Genomic DNA, 14817 nt, shown 5'->3' on the forward strand with positions numbered 1-14817 from the left:
GCGTGCCCGACGCATTCTGAGATACGGAAAGAATCACCCGGTATTCGGAATCTTACCTTGACGATCTGACCGGGATGCTGGTAAACCTGATGGCACCCCGGCGACGGGGATCCTGGATCAGCAGACAGGACAACACTGAGCTGGCCTCCTACGGGGCCGGCCCGCGGCTCCGTTCGTACCGATGGAGCCACGCCATGTCACCGACGACCGCCCGCCTCTGGGTCAAGAACCCCCTCGGCATCCATACCGGGACCGACGTCGATGCCGCCGGCGGCCTGGTGATCGCCGACGGCCGCATCGCAGAGATCGTGCCCCGCGGAGCGACCCCCGCGCAGCCCGTCGACGAGACCGTCGACGCGTCGCGGCACGTCGTCATCCCCGGCCTGATCAACACGCATCACCACTTCTACCAGACCCTCACCCGAGCGTGGACGCCCGTCGTGAGCGCGGAGCTCTTCCCCTGGCTGAAGGGCCTGTACGGCGTCTGGGCAGGTCTCACCCCGCGCGATCTCGAGCTCGCGACGACCGTGGCGCTCGCCGAGCTGCTGCTCTCGGGCTGCACCACGGCCGCCGACCACCACTACCTCTTCCCCCAGGGGCTCGACGACGCGATCGACGTGCAGGTCGACGTCGTGCGCCGGCTCGGCATGAGGGCGACGCTCACCCGGGGGTCGATGTCGCTCGGCGAGGACGACGGCGGCCTGCCCCCGCAGAGCACGGTGCAGGACGCCGAGGCGATCCTCGCCGACAGCGAGCGGCTCATCGGCGCGTACCACGAGCGCGGCGATGGCGCCCAGGTGCAGATCGGTCTCGCGCCCTGCTCGCCGTTCTCCGTCACCACGGGGCTCATGCGCGACACCGCCGCCCTGGCCGAGAACCTCGACGTGCGCCTGCACACCCACCTCGCCGAGACGCTCGACGAGGAGGACTTCTGCCACGAGACCTTCGGCCTCCGCACAGTCGACTATCTCGAAAGCGTCGGCTGGCTGTCGGACCGTACCTGGCTGGCGCACGGCATCCACTTCGACGATGCGGAGATCACGCGCCTCGGCGCCGCGGGGACGGCGGTGTCGCACTGCGCGACGTCGAACATGCGGCTCGCCTCCGGGATCGCCCGCACGCTCGAACTCGAGCAGGCCGGCGCGCCCGTCGGCCTCGGCGTCGACGGCTCGGCCTCGAACGACGGATCGAACATGATCCAGGAGGTGCGCCAGGCGCTGTACCTGCAGCGTCTCCGCTACGGCGCCGCCGCGGTGACCCCGGAGCGCGCGCTGAACTGGGCGACCGCCGGCTCGGCGCGGGCCCTCGGCCGCGACGACATCGGCGTGCTCGAGGTGGGGCGGCAGGCCGACCTCGCGATGTTCACACTCGACGAGCTGCGCTTCTCGGGCAGCCACGACCCCGTGGCCGCGCTGCTCCTGTGCGGCGCCGAACGCGCCGACCGGGTCATGGTCGCGGGCTCCTGGCGTGTGCTCGACGGGCAGATCGTCGGACTCGACGTCGATCGCCTGATCGCCCACCACAGCGAGGCCGCCCGCGGCCTGCTCGCCAGACACGGCTGACCCGCACCCGCACGGCCGACCACGACCAGCACCCCCCACCCCGCACACACGACGAAGAGGTCGAGATGAAGAAACGCACCACCGCCGTCCGCCCCGAAGACGAGCGGCTGCCGCTCGGAGTGACGGTCGCCTACGGCATCCAGCACGTGCTCACCATGTACGGCGGGATCATCGCCCCGCCGCTCATCATCGGCTCGATGGCCGGCCTGAACGGGGCGGAGATCGGCGTGCTGATCACCGCCTGCCTGTTCATGGGCGGCCTCGCGACGATCCTGCAGACCGTCGGCATCCCGTTCTTCGGCTCGCAGCTGCCGCTCGTGCAGGGCGTCTCCTTCGCGGGCGTCGCGACCATGGGCGCGATCGTCACGAGCGGCGGCGGGCTGCCCGCGGTCTTCGGCTCGGTGATCGTCGCCTCGGTGATCGGCCTGGTGATCGCGCCGGTCTTCGCGACGGTCATCCGCTTCTTCCCACCCGTGGTCACCGGAACCGTGATCACGACGATCGGTCTCACGCTGCTCCCCGTCGCGGCCAACTGGGCGATGGGCGGTGACAGCACGGCATCCGACTACGGCGACCCGTCGAACCTGCTGCTCGCGCTGATCACGTTCGTCGTGGTCGTGGCACTGAGCAAGGTGCCCGTCGGCGCGATCTCCCGCCTGTCGATCCTGCTCGCGATCGTGGTCGGCACGATCGTCGCGGCGGTGCTCGGCCGGGTCGACTTCAGCGCCGTGGGTGAGGGGCCGATCTTCGCGCTGCCGAGCCCGTTCGCGTTCGGGATGCCGACCTTCGAGGTCGCCGCGATCATCTCGATGTTCATCGTGATCCTCGTCACGCTCACCGAGACGACGGCCGACATCCTCGCGGTCGGCGAGATCGTCGGAACGAAGGTCGACTCCAAGCGCATCGCGGCGGGCCTCCGGGCGGACATGCTGTCGAGCGCCGTCTCGCCCGTGTTCGGCTCGTTCACGCAGTCGGCCTTCGCGCAGAACGTCGGGCTCGTCGCGATCACCGGCGTGAAGAGCCGGTTCGTGGTGACGGCCGGCGGCGTGGTGCTCGTCCTGCTCGGCCTGCTGCCCGTGCTCGGACGCGTGGTCGCGGCCGTACCGGCGCCGGTGCTCGGCGGGGCGGGCATCGTACTGTTCGGCAGCGTCGCGGCGAGCGGCATCCGCACCCTGGCCAAGGTCGACTACCGGGGCAACATGAACCTCGTCATCGTGGCGTCCGCCATCGGGATCGGCATGCTGCCCATCGCGGCGCCCACGATCTACGACGGGATGCCCGACTGGTTCACGACCATCTTCCACTCGGGCATCAGCTCGGCCGCCGTCACGGCGATCCTGCTCAACCTGCTCTTCAACCACCTGGGTCGCGGGCCCGGCAAAGACGCCTCGGTGTTCGCGGCGGCGCCGACGCGCAGCATCCCCGTCGTGTACCTCGAGGCCTTCGAGGACGGCGACTCGATCGTCGACGGCAGGGTCGTCGACCGACACGGCAACGAGGTGCGCGCCGAGAGTACCGGGCACTGAGGCGCGGGGCGCCCGTACCGATTCGCCGACGCCCCTGTCTGCCGCCGACGCCCCTCCTGGTTCACGTGAACCAGGAGGGGCGTCGACGATCAGCAGGGGCGTCGCGCTCAGGAATCGGCTCGCTCTACAGCACCGACTTCGGCACCCGATGCAGCGTGACGGCGCCGATCGCCATGAAGGGATGCAGGGGGTCGGGGTCGCTCGACCCGGTCGGGCCGCCCAGAGTCGAGTCGACCAGCGCGCTCATCACGGCGTACGCATCCATCCGGTCCCACCCGTTGTCGGTCACGAGGAAGTCGTAGGCGTCCTCGTAGCCGCGCGTGATGCTCTCCTGCACCGGGTCGCCCAGGCCGACGAACACCCAGGCGTCGGGCGTCTCGATCCGCGGAGCACGCAGCGCGAGCCCCGGAACCACGTCGACGCTCACGACCGCGATGCCCTCGGCCTCGATCGCGACGAACGACGATTCGCCCTGGCTCATGATCGCGTGGATGTCGCCGATCGACAGGAGCGCGCCCTCGACCTCGACCGGCAGGTACACGGTCGCTCCAGGGGCGACGTCGGTCACGTCCATGTTGCCGCCGAGGGCCGTGGTCGGCATGACCGTGGAGTGCACTCCGGATGCCGGGGCGGTGCCGATGCAGCCGATCATGGGCTGCGGGGCGACGACGTGCCGAGCCGTGAGATGCACGCCCGCGTCATCGATCGGCACCTGTCGGGTGAGCACGGAATCGCCCATGCGGTGGCGCAGCGCGCCCGTGCCGGGCAGGCTCACCGACCATCCGCAGTCCTTCAGGTGGATCTCGTGCACCGTGACGGCTAGGGCGTCGCCCGGCTTCGCCCCCTCCACCCAGACCGGACCCGTGACCGGGTTGATGGGCGCCGCGAGCGCGGCGAGGTCATGATGGTCGTGGAGCTCCCGGTAGACCGCGTCATCCGTCTCGAAGCCGATCCGCTCGCCCGTCCCCGGGCGGATGCGCAGCACCGGCTCGACGTCGGAGCGGAATCCGGGCCTGCCGAGATCCTTGCCGAGGAAGTGATCGATTCCTGTCATTCCGTCTTCTCCTCGTTCGTCGCCGCGTGCTCCGACAGAATCTCGGGGTTGGCGCCGTTGCGGATGCGGAAGACGATGAACACGATGACGCCGACGGCGAGCCAGATCACTCCGCCGATCTTCGCCTCGGCGGAGGCGTTGACCAGCACGTAGCCGATGATGAGGAACCCGCACAGCGGCACGACGAGATGCAGCAGCCAGTTGGTCGAGCGCTTGCGGACGATGTAGTGCCAGAACACGGCGACGTGCAGCAGGAGGAAGCCGAACAGGGCTCCGAAGTTGACCAGGGACGAGATCACTCCGATCTGCCCCACGAAGAACAGCACGAGGATGACGCTCAGGGCGCTGACCACCAGGATCGCGTACACGGGCACCTGGCGGGCGTTGATCTTCGAGAAGAACCCGGGCAGCTGTCGGTCGCGGCTCATCGAGTACAGCAGACGCGAGGTGGCCGCCTGTGCCGCGATCGCGTTCGCGATGCCCACCGCGACGACGTTGACCGCGAGGAACGCGGTCGCCCATCCGCTGCCCGCCGCCTGCGCCACGATCGAGAAGAAGGCGTTGTTAACCTCGTCGTCGTCGAACGCGATCGTGCCGGCGGCGAGAGCGCTCGCGAGCCACGTCTGCAGGATGAAGAGCGTCGCGACGATGAACAACGCGATGATCATGGCGCGGCCCGCGGGGTTCTTCCGGCCGGTGGTCTCCTCCGAGAGCGTCGAGATGCCGTCGAACCCCAGGAAGCTGAGCACGGCGATCGACAGCGCGGCGGCGATCAGGGGCGGGTCGACCTTGGCAGGGTCCCACAGCTGGGCGAGGGAGAACGAGGACCCTGCGATGGTCTCGCCGGTCAGCGCGGAGACGGCGATGACGACGAAGATCGCCACGAACACGAGCTCGATCGCCAGGAAGATGCGGTTGGCGACCGTGATCGAGCCGATGCCGAGCACGTTGATCACGGTGTTCACCGCGACGCACAGGATGGCCCACAGCCACTCGGGCGACTCGGGGAAGATCCCGCGCATCGAGGACGCGGCGAACACGTAGAGCAGAGTGGGGACCAGCAGGTAGTCGAGCAGGATCGCCCAGCCCGCGAAGAACCCGGCGATCGGATGCGTGCCGCGTCCGACATAGGAGAACACGGATCCGGCGAGGGGGAAGGACTTCGCCATCTGCGCGTACCCGAGCGCCGTGAAGATCATGGCGATCAGACCCACGAGGTAGACGAGGGGGACCATGCCCTTCGACTCGTTGAACACGACGCCGAAGATCGCCCACGGAGCGATCGGCACCATGAAGACGAGACCGTAGATGACGAGGTCGACGGTCGAGACGGAGCGCTTGAGCTCCTGCTTGTAGCCGAAGGACTCCAGCCGTGGCTGGTCTCCGGACGAGGTGGTCGAGGTCATCGGAACTCCTGGAGGGTAGGGAGAGGTGAGGGGTACAGCGGGGGAGACGGCGGGGCCCGGCGGGTCAGGGGCGATCGGCGAGATGGTCGGCGATGACGCCGAGGAACGCCTCGGGCTGTTCGAGGTGGACGCAGTGGCTGGTGTCGGGGAACACGTGCGACGCGACATCCGGGATGCGGTCGACGAACGGTCGCCAGGTGGCGGGGGTGGCCTCGTCGAACTCGCCGGCGACGACGAGCGTCGGCACGTCGATCGATAGCAGACGGTCGATGACGGACCAGTCCCGCAGTGTGCCGATCACGTGGAACTCGTTCGGTCCGTTCATCGTGTGGTACACCGTCGGGTCGGCCAGCATCTGCCGCTCGCTGTCGACGAAGTCCTGCGGGGTCGGCACGATGCGGCAGACGTGGCGTTCGTAGAAGACCTGCGTGGCGGCGAGGTAGTCGGGGTGGTCGGTCGTGCCGTCGGCCTCGTGCAGGTCGAGCGCGGAGCGCGTGCTCGCGGGGAGGTCGGCGCGCAGCCGAGCCGCCTCGCTCGTCCACAGCGGCATGGATGCCGGGGAGTTGCAGATCATCAGTCCGCGGAGACCCTGCGGTCGGCGGACGGCGATCTCGGCACCCAGCATCCCGCCCCACGACTGGCCGAGCACGTGGTAGGCGTCGATGTCGAGGTGCTCGTGGAGGGCATGGAACTCGTCGACGAAGAGCTCGGGGGTCCAGTGGTCGGCGGGGGCGTCGGGGTGGTGGGAGCTGCGTCCGCACCCGATCTGGTCGTAGTGCACGACGGTGCGGCCCGTGAGGTCGGCCAGGTGGTCGAGGTTCCGCACGTAGTCGTGCGCCATGCCGGGGCCGCCGTGCAGGATGAAGACGGGGTCGAGATCGCGGGGGGTGTCGGGCTCGGTGATCCGGAACCACGTGAAGCCGTCGCGGAACGGGGACGAGGACTCATGGAAGCGCATGAGCACATCGTGGACCTAAATGGTCTGCGAGTAAACCATTGATTCGCGATTTCACATCGATGTAACACTGGAGGGGATATGACGGAGACCGACGACACCCTCATCGACCGGATCACCGACCGCCTCGTCACGGCCGTCGCGATCGGCGAGTTCCTGCCCGGGACCCGGCTGCCGGCCGAGCGCGATCTCGCCCGGTCGCTCGGGGTCGGCCGCACGACCACCCGAGCGGCGCTCGAGCGCCTGGTCGACCGTGGCATCCTCGAGAAGCAGCGCGGTCGCACGGGTGGGTCGTTCGTGCGCGAGGAATGGCCGGCGTCGGAGTCCGCTGCCGTGACGCGCTGGCTCGAGGACCAGTGGCCTCAGCTCGTCGATGCCACGATCGCTGGCACCCACCTGCATGGAGCGATCGCCCGTCTTGCCGCGGCCTCGAGGACAGAAGCCGACATCGACCTGATGAGGGCCCGTCTCGACGACTTCCTCGCCGCCGAGTCCGGAGCCGGCCGACAGCAGGCCGACAGCCTGCTGCACCTGGCCATCATCGACGCGGCCCACAACGAGACCCTGGCGACCCTCGTACGCGAGCACGAGGGAAGGCTGTCGATCGTGGCGCCGGCGCACCTGTGGGGCGACTCCGACAGTCGGCCCGCGATGGAGGAACGAGCCGCGCGGGAGCACGCCGACCTGGTCGCGGCCATCGCCGACGGGCGCGTCGAGGATGCTGGTCGCATCGCGCAGCATCACGTCGAGATCGACCTCGAGCTGCTGGACGCCGCCCGTCAGCGAGCCCTCGCGCGCTGATCGCGTTCGCTCCCGCCGGCGAACGCCGACGCCCCTGTCTGCCGCCGACGCCCCTCGTGGTTTGCGTGAACCAGGAGGGGCGTCGGCACTCAGCAGGGGCGTCGGCGGAGAGATCCGGACGTGCGGTCAGGCGCTGAGGATGACCGTCTCGTCGATCGGGCGGCGCACGCGCGGAGCGGTCTCGCCCTGCTGCAGGCCCTCGGGGAGGCCGGAGGCGTCGCCGAGCTCGCCCACGGCGATCACGGTGATGGCGCTGAAGCGCGCGGGCAGGTCGGCGAACTCGCGGACGACCTCGGGGTCGAAGCCGCTCATCTGGTGCACGAGCAGGCCCTCGTGGTGAGCCTGCACCGAGAAGTGCGCGACGGCCTGGCCGAGGTCGTAGATCGCGTGGCTGATGGCCTTGCCGTCCTCGGACTCGGTCTCGGCGATCGCGACGACGAGGGCCGAGGCCTTGCTGGCCCAGAGCTGGTTGAACTCGACGAGAGCGCTCGTGACCTGGTCGAACAGCGCGGTGCCGCGACGCGCGACGATGAAACGCCAGGGCTGCAGGTTGTAGGCGGAGGGCGACCAGCGCGCGGCCTCGAGGGCGGCGTTCAGCTTGGCGTCGTCGATCGTCGTGTCCGCGTCGTAGGCGCGGGGGCTCCAGCGTCCGGCGAGAACGTCCAGGACGGGGTGCTCGGTGGGGGCGGTGCGGTCGATGACGGGAGTGCTCACGGTGATGCCTTTCAGAAAGGAGTCGGATCGGACTCCTTCGTCCGGGTACGAGGGTCTCAACGGATCCATGTGTGTGCATATTCCCGTGACGTTCTGTGACGTCATCGAGACCCCGGCCGGGGTCAGTCGAGGAGGTTGCGGGATGCCGTCGAGGCGAGCGCCCGCCGCACGGCGCGGATCGACGGGGCGGCCGCCGAGACGCGCCGCGCGGAGGAGAAGATCTCGCGCCGGGGCTCCTCGGGGAGCGGCGTGAGCTCGACGGTCGGCGTCTCGCCCGCCCACACCAGTTCGGGCAGCAGCCCCACCGCGAGTCCGGCGCGGATCAATCGCACGTGCGCCGTGAGGTCGGCGACCTCGAACCGTACGTCGGGTTCGAAGCCCGCCGTGCGGCACAGCTGCTCGGCCCACGCGCGCGAGGCCGTGCCGGCGGGTTCCAGCACCCAGGGCTCGTCGCGGGTGGCCCAGAGGGCAGCGACGGGGTCCGATGCCGACGCGGCGCCTGGATGCCGGGCCAGGGCGATCGCGTCGTGCGCGAGTGCCACCCGGTCGAGATCGGCATGGATCGGCCGCGTGCGTCCGGGATACTGCTCCGCGAGGATCAGGTCGAAGTCGCGGCTCGACACCCCGACGAGCCCGGTCTCGGGGTCGCTCTCGGTGACCTCGACGCGGAGCGACGGATGCTCGGCGCGAAGCGCCGCCAGGGCGCCGGGCAGCAGCGAGTGGGCGGTGGACTGGAAGACCGCGAGGTGCACGGTGCCTGTCACCTCGGTCAGGGATTCGGCGACCGCGACCTCGGCCTGCTCGAGACGGTCGAGGATGCCGATGGCCTCGGTCACGAGCACCGTGCCCTGCGGCGTGAGCTGCACACCCCGGCCCACTCGACGCAGCAGGGGGACGCCGACCTCGCGCTCCAGGGTGCTGAGCTGCTGCGACACCGACGCCTTGCTGTACGACAGGGCGTCGGCGACGGCGGAGAGGGTGCCGAGTCGCGAGAACTCGACCAGCATCCGCAAGCGGTTGACGTCCAGCATCCGCTCTCTCCACCCCCCTCGAACAGTTCAGGAAAACCGAACGGAAATGCTCCGAATCGATTGATAGACGTAGCCTACTGCGCCGTCTGAGAATGATCGAGTCGCACACGGTCCCGGTTGTGCGCTCTCCGGAAGGTATCCCGATGACTGTCGCCGCCGACGCCACCACCACCACCCACCCGCGCACCGAGGACGTCGCCGCCCTCGTCGAGAAGTGGCTCGCCGAGAGCGAGACCCACCCCGTCGAGCCCGCCGCTCAGCGTCTCTCCGAAGTGCTCAAGGACCCGAACGGCCTCGCCTTCACGGTCGGCTTCGTCGACGGCGTCATGCGCCCCGAAGACCTCGGCGTCGCCGGCCGCACCCTCGCGGGCCTCGCCGACATCACCCCCGCGCTGCTGCCCGGCTATCTGCGCCTGGCGATCAAGGCCGGCGGCTTCTGGGCGCCCAAGCTGCCCGGCGTCGTCGTGCCGATCTCGCGGCGGGTGCTCCGCGCCATGGTCGGCCACCTCGTGCTCGACGCGACCCCGTCGAAGCTCGGCCCCGCGATCGCGAAGCTGCGCAAGACCGGCAACCGCCTGAACCTCAACCTGCTCGGCGAGGCCGTGCTGGGCGAGCGCGAGGCCGGCCGGCGGCTGCAGGGCACGCGCGACTTCCTCGCCCGTGACGACGTCGACTACGTGTCGATCAAGGTGTCGAGCGTCGTGAGCCAGCTGTCGATGTGGTCGTTCGACGAGGCCGTCGCCGACGTCGTCGAGAAGCTCACCCCGCTCTACCGCCTCGCCGCCGCTGCGGAGTCGAAGGGCAAGGCCAAGTTCATCAACCTCGACATGGAGGAGTACCGCGACCTCGATCTCACGATCGCCGCGTTCACCAGCATCCTCGACCAGCCCGGTCTCGAGGATCTCGAGGCCGGCATCGTGCTGCAGGCCTACCTGCCCGACGCGCTCGCCGCGATGCAGCGCCTGCAAGAGTGGGCGGCCGCCCGCCGCGCGAAGGGCGGCGCGCCCATCAAGGTGCGCGTCGTCAAGGGCGCGAACCTCGCGATGGAGGAGGTCGACGCGAAGGTCCACGGGTGGCCGCTCGCGACCTACGGCACCAAGCAGGACTCCGACACGAACTACAAGCGCGTGCTCGACTGGGCCATGACCCCCGAGCGGCTGGATGCCGTGCGCATCGGCGTCGCGGGTCACAACCTCTTCGACATCGCCTACACCTGGCTGCTCGCCTCGCAGCGCGGCGTGACCGACGCGGTCGAGTACGAGATGCTGCTCGGCATGGCGACCGGCCAGGCCGAGGCCGTGCGCAAGGACGTCGGACGCCTGCTGCTGTACACGCCGGTCGTGAACCCCGCGGAGTTCGACGTCGCGATCGCGTACCTCGTGCGCCGACTCGAGGAGAACGCGAGCCCCGAGAACTTCATGTCGGCCGTGTTCGAGCTCGCTTCGAACCCCACGCTGCTCACCCGTGAGCGGGAGCGGTTCGAGCGCTCGCTCGCGGCGCTCGCCGCCGACCCCGCCGTCCCCGCGCCGCACCGCGTGCAGGATCGCACGACCGAGGTGTTCGAGGGTACGGCCGGCTTCCACAACCAGCCCGACTCCGACCCGGCGATCGGCGCGAACCGCGCCTGGGGACGCGAGATCCTGCAGCGCTCCGTGGACTCCACGCTCGGCCTCGACGCGATCGCCCGTGCGAAGGTCGAGACCGCTGACGAGCTCGACGGCGTCTTCGCCGACGTGACGGCCGCCGCGGCCGCATGGGCCGCGCGTCCGGCATCCGAGCGCGTCGAGATCCTGCACCGTGCGGGCGATGAGCTCGCCGCCCGCCGTGCCCAGCTCATCGAGATCATGGCCCACGAGGCCGGCAAGACCATCGCCGAGGCCGACCCCGAGGTGAGCGAGGCGATCGACTTCGCGCACTACTACGCCGAGCGCGCGCTCGACCTCGAGAACGTCACGGGCGCGGAGTTCGTGCCGTCGACCGTCACGGTCGTGACCCCGCCGTGGAACTTCCCCGTCGCGATCCCCGCCGGCGGAGTGCTCGCGGGCCTCGCCTCGGGCTCGGGCGTCATCATCAAGCCCGCCAAGCTCACTCAGCGCTGCGGTGCCGTCATGGTCGAGGCGCTGTGGGCGGCCGGTGTGCCCCGCGAGCTCCTCGCGCTCGTCGACCTCGCGAACCGCGACCTCGGCACGCAGCTGGTCGCGAGCGAATCCGTCGACCGGGTCATCCTCACGGGCGCCTACGAGACGGCGCAGCTGTTCCGCTCGTTCCGCTCCGATCTGCCGCTGCTCGCCGAGACCAGCGGCAAGAACGCGATCATCGTCACGCCCTCGGCCGACCTCGACCTCGCGGCCGCCGACGTCGCCCGCAGCGCGTTCGGTCACGCGGGGCAGAAGTGCTCGGCGGCGTCGCTGGCGATCCTCGTCGGGTCGGTCGCCGACTCCGAGCGCTTCGAGCGCCAGCTGGTGGATGCCGTCACCTCGATGCGCGTGGGCCTGCCCGAGGACCCCGCGACCCAGATGGGGCCGATCATCGAGCCCGCGAACGGCAAGCTGCTCACCGCGCTCACCACCCTGGAGAAGGGCGAGCGCTGGCTCGTCGAGCCGAAGAAGCTCGACACCGAGGGCCGCCAGTGGACGCCCGGCGTCAAGATCGGCGTCGCACCCGGATCGACCACGCACCTCACCGAGTTCTTCGGCCCCGTGCTCGGCATCATGCGCGCGAAGGACCTCGACGAGGCCATCCGCCTGCAGAACGCCGTGGACTACGGCCTCACCGCCGGCATCCACTCCCTCGACTCAGACGAGGTGGCGACCTGGCTCGACGAGGTCGAGGCGGGCAACCTCTACGTCAACCGCGGCATCACCGGCGCGATCGTGCAGCGTCAGCCGTTCGGCGGCTGGAAGCGCTCGGCGGTCGGAGCGGGAGCCAAGGCCGGTGGCCCGAACTATCTGTTCGGGCTGGGGGAGTGGACGCGGGCGGAGCTGCCTGCCGCCGCATCCGACGCCGCCACGATCCCCACGGTCGACGCTGTGCTGGCCGCCGCGGCTGCCGACCTCGACGCGCTCGAGATCGAGTGGCTGCACCGCGCCGCCGCGGCCGACGAGCGCGCCTGGACCTCCGAGTTCGGCGTGACCTCCGACAAGTCCGGCCTCGGCGTCGAGCGCAACGTCTTCCGGTACCGTCCGGTCGAGGTCGACGTGCGCATCGCGGAGGACGCGGCGCTCGCCGACGGCATCCGCGTGATCGCCGCCGCGCTGCGCAGCGGCTCGCCGTTCACCGTATCGGCCCCTGCGCTGCCTTCCCGCGTCGAGAAGGCGCTGCGCGCGGCGGGCGTGACGGTCTCGCACGAGAAGGACGCGGCCTGGGTCAAGGGCTTCGCGAAGGCGGCGGCGAAGGCCGCGCACACATGGCGACGCGTGCGGCTCGTGGGCGGCGACCCCGCGGCGCTGTTCGAGGCGCTGGGCGGCACGCCCGACGTCGCGGTGTGGTCGCATGCGGTGACGGGGGCCGGACGCGTCGAGATGCTGCCGTTCCTGCACGAGCAGGCCGTGTCGATCACGAACCACCGCTTCGGCAACCCCACGACCCTCTCCGAAGGCGTGATCTGAAAAGCCCGTCTATTTGTGTCGAATGGCAGAAATCCGCTGGGGATTCGCGTCATTCGGCACAAACAGACGGGCTGGGGGCTCGGGCTCGGGACGGGCTGGCGGCCAGGAGGCAGGAGCGGGCACTCAGCCGCGCAGCGCCTCCACGAGCTTGACCCGGCTGCCCATGCGCAGCAGCGAATTCTCGTAGATCTTGGCGCCGATCACGATCGCCGCGACGCAGCCCGCCAGCAGGATCACGAGGCTGAGCAGCGGCTCCCACCACTGCGCCTCACCCACGAACAGACGCATCGGCATGCCCACTGGGGCCGAGAACGGTACGTACGACATGATCGTCAGCACCAGCGGGTTGTCGTTGAAGACGATCACGAGGATGTACGGCGCCATGATGAGCATCGTGATGGGCGTCGTGGTCGAGCCGATGTCCTCCTGGCGCGACACCATCGACGCGGCCGCCGCGAACATCGACGCGAGCAGGATGAACCCGAACAGGAAGAATACCGCGAACCAGATGATCGGCGCGCCGAGCGTGGCCAGCACCTCGCTCTGACCCGTCGCGGTGAGTCCTATCGTCGCGATCGCCGCGAGCGCGAGGATCTGCCCCATCGCGAGGACCGTGTTGCCGATCACCTTGCCCGCGAGCAGTGTGCGCGCCGAGATCGTCGACAGCAGGATCTCCACCACGCGGGTCTGCTTCTCCTCGACGACGCTCTGCGCGATCGTGCCGCCGAAGGTCGCCGCCGCCATCATGAACACGAGGCCGAAGCCGATCGCGATGAAGTACCGCAGCAGCGGGTTGGTCGTCGCCGGTTCGAGGATCTCCACCGTCGGGGTCTGCGACAGCGCCGAGACGAGCCCGCTCGGAGCATCCTTCAGGGCGATCACGGTCAGGCCGGTCGCGCCCTCGCCGGGGACGACCGCGGCGTCGACCTTCTCGGACCGCAGCAGCTCCTCGGCGGCCGCGGTGTCGGCGACCTCGGTCACCTCGACGTTCGGCAGTGCCGACACGGTGGAGACGGTCGCGGAGGTCGCGGCGACGGGAGTCGTCTCGGCGGCCGCGTTCTTGCTCGCGAAACCGCCGATGAGGATGCCCGCGAGCGCGATCAGCAGCAGGATGCCGGTGGAGATCAGGAACGCCTTGCTGCGCAGCTTCGACCCGATCTCCCGTTCGGCGACGAGCCAGATCATGGATGCTTGGCTGGGGGCACTCGTGCCGGAGCCGGCGCCGGTGCGGACGGGGGTGCTCACTGGATGACCTCCTTGAAGATCTGGGCGAGGGACGGATGCTGGGGCGCGAAGCTCGCGACGTCGCCGCGCTCGACGGCCGCGCGCAGCACGCGCTGCGCGGTCTCGGCGCTGTCGGCGTCGAACAGCGCGTAGCCGCCCTCGAAGTCGACGACCGTCACGCCGGGCTCGGTGCGCAGCCAGCCGGCGTCGCCCGCCGAGACGAGCTCGTACCGGCTTCCCGAGTGCTCGGCACGCAGGGCGTCGCGGGAGCCGGCGGCGCGGATCTGCCCGCCGGCGAGGATCACGAGGTCGTCGCACAGGCGCTCGACGACGTCCAGCTGATGGGACGAGAAGAGGATGGAGGCGCCCTGCGCCGCGGAGGACTGCAGCACCGAGGCGACCACGTCGACCGCGAGCGGGTCGAGGCCCGAGAACGGCTCGTCGAGGATCAGCACCTCGGGGTCGTGCACGAGCGCCGCGGCGATCTGCGCGCGCTGCTGGTTGCCGAGCGAGAGCGACTCGATCGTGTCGTTCAGGCGCTCCTCGAGACCGAGCTCGGTGAGCAGCGCGGTGGCTCTCGTGGCGGCATCCGTCTTGGAGAAGCCGTGCAGGCGCGCGAGGTACACGATCTGCTCGAGCACCTTCATCTTGGGGTAGAGGCCGCGCTCCTCGGGCATGTACCCGAAGTGGCTGCGGTCGGCGCCCGTGAGCGGACGGCCGTCGAGCTCGACGGAGCCGGAATCGGCGCCGAGGAGTCCGAGTACGATCCGCATGGTCGTGGTCTTGCCGGCGCCGTTGCCCCCGACGAAGCCCGTGAGGCGCCCGGGGGCGACCTCGAACGAGACGTCGTCGAGCACGCGCCGTGAGCCGTAGCTCTTGGTGATGCCAGTCAGTACGAGGTTTCCTGTCATGCCTTCACGCTAGGACCGGGCCGGC

11 protein-coding genes are annotated in these 14817 nt (G+C 69.9%); 4 read left to right on the top strand and 7 right to left on the bottom strand.

What is annotated here, in order from left to right; genetic code table 11:
• The first annotated feature begins 194 nt into the window (after positions 1 to 194).
• Together MRBLMX7_RS12005 and MRBLMX7_RS12010 are read left to right on the top strand one after the other, a co-directional pair.
• Complete coding sequence (locus tag MRBLMX7_RS12005) at positions 195 to 1562, top strand: 8-oxoguanine deaminase (RefSeq protein WP_363368799.1); 1368 nt, start codon at positions 195 to 197, stop codon at positions 1560 to 1562.
• Positions 1563 to 1627: 65 nt separating this feature from the next.
• Positions 1628 to 3088, top strand: a complete 1461-nt coding sequence (locus MRBLMX7_RS12010) for a nucleobase:cation symporter-2 family protein (protein ID WP_363368801.1) — start codon at positions 1628 to 1630, stop codon at positions 3086 to 3088.
• 124 nt (positions 3089 to 3212) lie between these two features.
• On the opposite strand, the gene MRBLMX7_RS12015 is transcribed toward MRBLMX7_RS12010, so the two are convergent.
• From MRBLMX7_RS12015 to MRBLMX7_RS12025, 3 genes are all read right to left on the bottom strand, one after another.
• Positions 3213 to 4142: an acetamidase/formamidase family protein gene (locus tag MRBLMX7_RS12015; protein ID WP_363368803.1), complete on the bottom strand. Its 930-nt coding sequence runs from the start codon at positions 4140 to 4142 to the stop codon at positions 3213 to 3215.
• The gene (locus MRBLMX7_RS12020) at positions 4139 to 5548 is read right to left on the bottom strand and encodes an APC family permease (RefSeq protein ID WP_363368805.1); all 1410 of its coding nucleotides are present in this window, start codon (positions 5546 to 5548) and stop codon (positions 4139 to 4141) included. The genes MRBLMX7_RS12015 and MRBLMX7_RS12020 overlap by 4 nt, the downstream gene beginning before the upstream one ends.
• A gap of 64 nt (positions 5549 to 5612) precedes the next feature.
• A complete protein-coding gene (locus MRBLMX7_RS12025; RefSeq protein ID WP_363368807.1) occupies positions 5613 to 6506 on the bottom strand; it encodes a proline iminopeptidase-family hydrolase in 894 nt (297 codons plus the stop codon).
• A 78-nt stretch (positions 6507 to 6584) separates the two neighbouring features.
• Here MRBLMX7_RS12025 and MRBLMX7_RS12030 point away from each other — a divergent pair, with 78 nt between their 5' ends.
• Positions 6585 to 7304, top strand: a complete 720-nt coding sequence (locus tag MRBLMX7_RS12030) for a FadR/GntR family transcriptional regulator (protein ID WP_363368809.1) — start codon at positions 6585 to 6587, stop codon at positions 7302 to 7304.
• Between the two features lie 126 nt (positions 7305 to 7430).
• Here MRBLMX7_RS12030 and MRBLMX7_RS12035 read toward each other — a convergent pair whose 3' ends face one another.
• Positions 7431 to 8018, bottom strand: a complete 588-nt coding sequence (locus MRBLMX7_RS12035) for a nitroreductase family protein (RefSeq protein WP_363368812.1) — start codon at positions 8016 to 8018, stop codon at positions 7431 to 7433.
• A gap of 122 nt (positions 8019 to 8140) precedes the next feature.
• Positions 8141 to 9049: a LysR substrate-binding domain-containing protein gene (locus MRBLMX7_RS12040; RefSeq protein WP_363368814.1), complete on the bottom strand. Its 909-nt coding sequence runs from the start codon at positions 9047 to 9049 to the stop codon at positions 8141 to 8143.
• Between the two features lie 143 nt (positions 9050 to 9192).
• Between MRBLMX7_RS12040 and MRBLMX7_RS12045 the strand changes: the two genes are divergently transcribed.
• Positions 9193 to 12657, top strand: coding sequence for a bifunctional proline dehydrogenase/L-glutamate gamma-semialdehyde dehydrogenase (locus MRBLMX7_RS12045; RefSeq protein ID WP_363368816.1), 3465 nt, complete (start codon positions 9193 to 9195; stop codon positions 12655 to 12657).
• A gap of 123 nt (positions 12658 to 12780) precedes the next feature.
• Here the strand turns inward: MRBLMX7_RS12045 and MRBLMX7_RS12050 are convergent, their stop codons facing one another.
• Both MRBLMX7_RS12050 and MRBLMX7_RS12055 read right to left on the bottom strand, forming a co-directional pair.
• Positions 12781 to 13842 (bottom strand): ABC transporter permease, encoded by a 1062-nt coding sequence (locus MRBLMX7_RS12050; RefSeq protein WP_363370909.1) that lies wholly within the window; start codon positions 13840 to 13842, stop codon positions 12781 to 12783.
• A gap of 56 nt (positions 13843 to 13898) precedes the next feature.
• Positions 13899 to 14792, bottom strand: coding sequence for an ABC transporter ATP-binding protein (locus MRBLMX7_RS12055; RefSeq protein ID WP_363368818.1), 894 nt, complete (start codon positions 14790 to 14792; stop codon positions 13899 to 13901).
• Positions 14793 to 14817 lie beyond the last annotated feature (25 nt).

It is taken from the genome of Microbacterium sp. LMX7-1.2, from assembly GCF_040675935.1.
Taxonomy (GTDB): domain Bacteria; phylum Actinomycetota; class Actinomycetes; order Actinomycetales; family Microbacteriaceae; genus Microbacterium.

Excerpts from the sequence above, each read along its gene's own strand:
- MRBLMX7_RS12025 (WP_363368807.1), bottom strand. The coding sequence starts at position 6,506 with ATGCGCTTCCATGAGTCCTCGTCCCCGTTCCGCGACGGCTTCACGTGG.
- MRBLMX7_RS12005 (WP_363368799.1), top strand. The coding sequence starts at position 195 with ATGTCACCGACGACCGCCCGCCTCTGGGTCAAGAACCCCCTCGGCATC.
- MRBLMX7_RS12045 (WP_363368816.1), top strand. The coding sequence starts at position 9,193 with ATGACTGTCGCCGCCGACGCCACCACCACCACCCACCCGCGCACCGAG.
- MRBLMX7_RS12055 (WP_363368818.1), bottom strand. The coding sequence starts at position 14,792 with ATGACAGGAAACCTCGTACTGACTGGCATCACCAAGAGCTACGGCTCA.
- MRBLMX7_RS12010 (WP_363368801.1), top strand. The coding sequence starts at position 1,628 with ATGAAGAAACGCACCACCGCCGTCCGCCCCGAAGACGAGCGGCTGCCG.
- MRBLMX7_RS12050 (WP_363370909.1), bottom strand. The coding sequence starts at position 13,842 with ATGATCTGGCTCGTCGCCGAACGGGAGATCGGGTCGAAGCTGCGCAGC.
- MRBLMX7_RS12030 (WP_363368809.1), top strand. The coding sequence starts at position 6,585 with ATGACGGAGACCGACGACACCCTCATCGACCGGATCACCGACCGCCTC.
- MRBLMX7_RS12020 (WP_363368805.1), bottom strand. The coding sequence starts at position 5,548 with ATGACCTCGACCACCTCGTCCGGAGACCAGCCACGGCTGGAGTCCTTC.
- MRBLMX7_RS12040 (WP_363368814.1), bottom strand. The coding sequence starts at position 9,049 with ATGCTGGACGTCAACCGCTTGCGGATGCTGGTCGAGTTCTCGCGACTC.
- MRBLMX7_RS12015 (WP_363368803.1), bottom strand. The coding sequence starts at position 4,142 with ATGACAGGAATCGATCACTTCCTCGGCAAGGATCTCGGCAGGCCCGGA.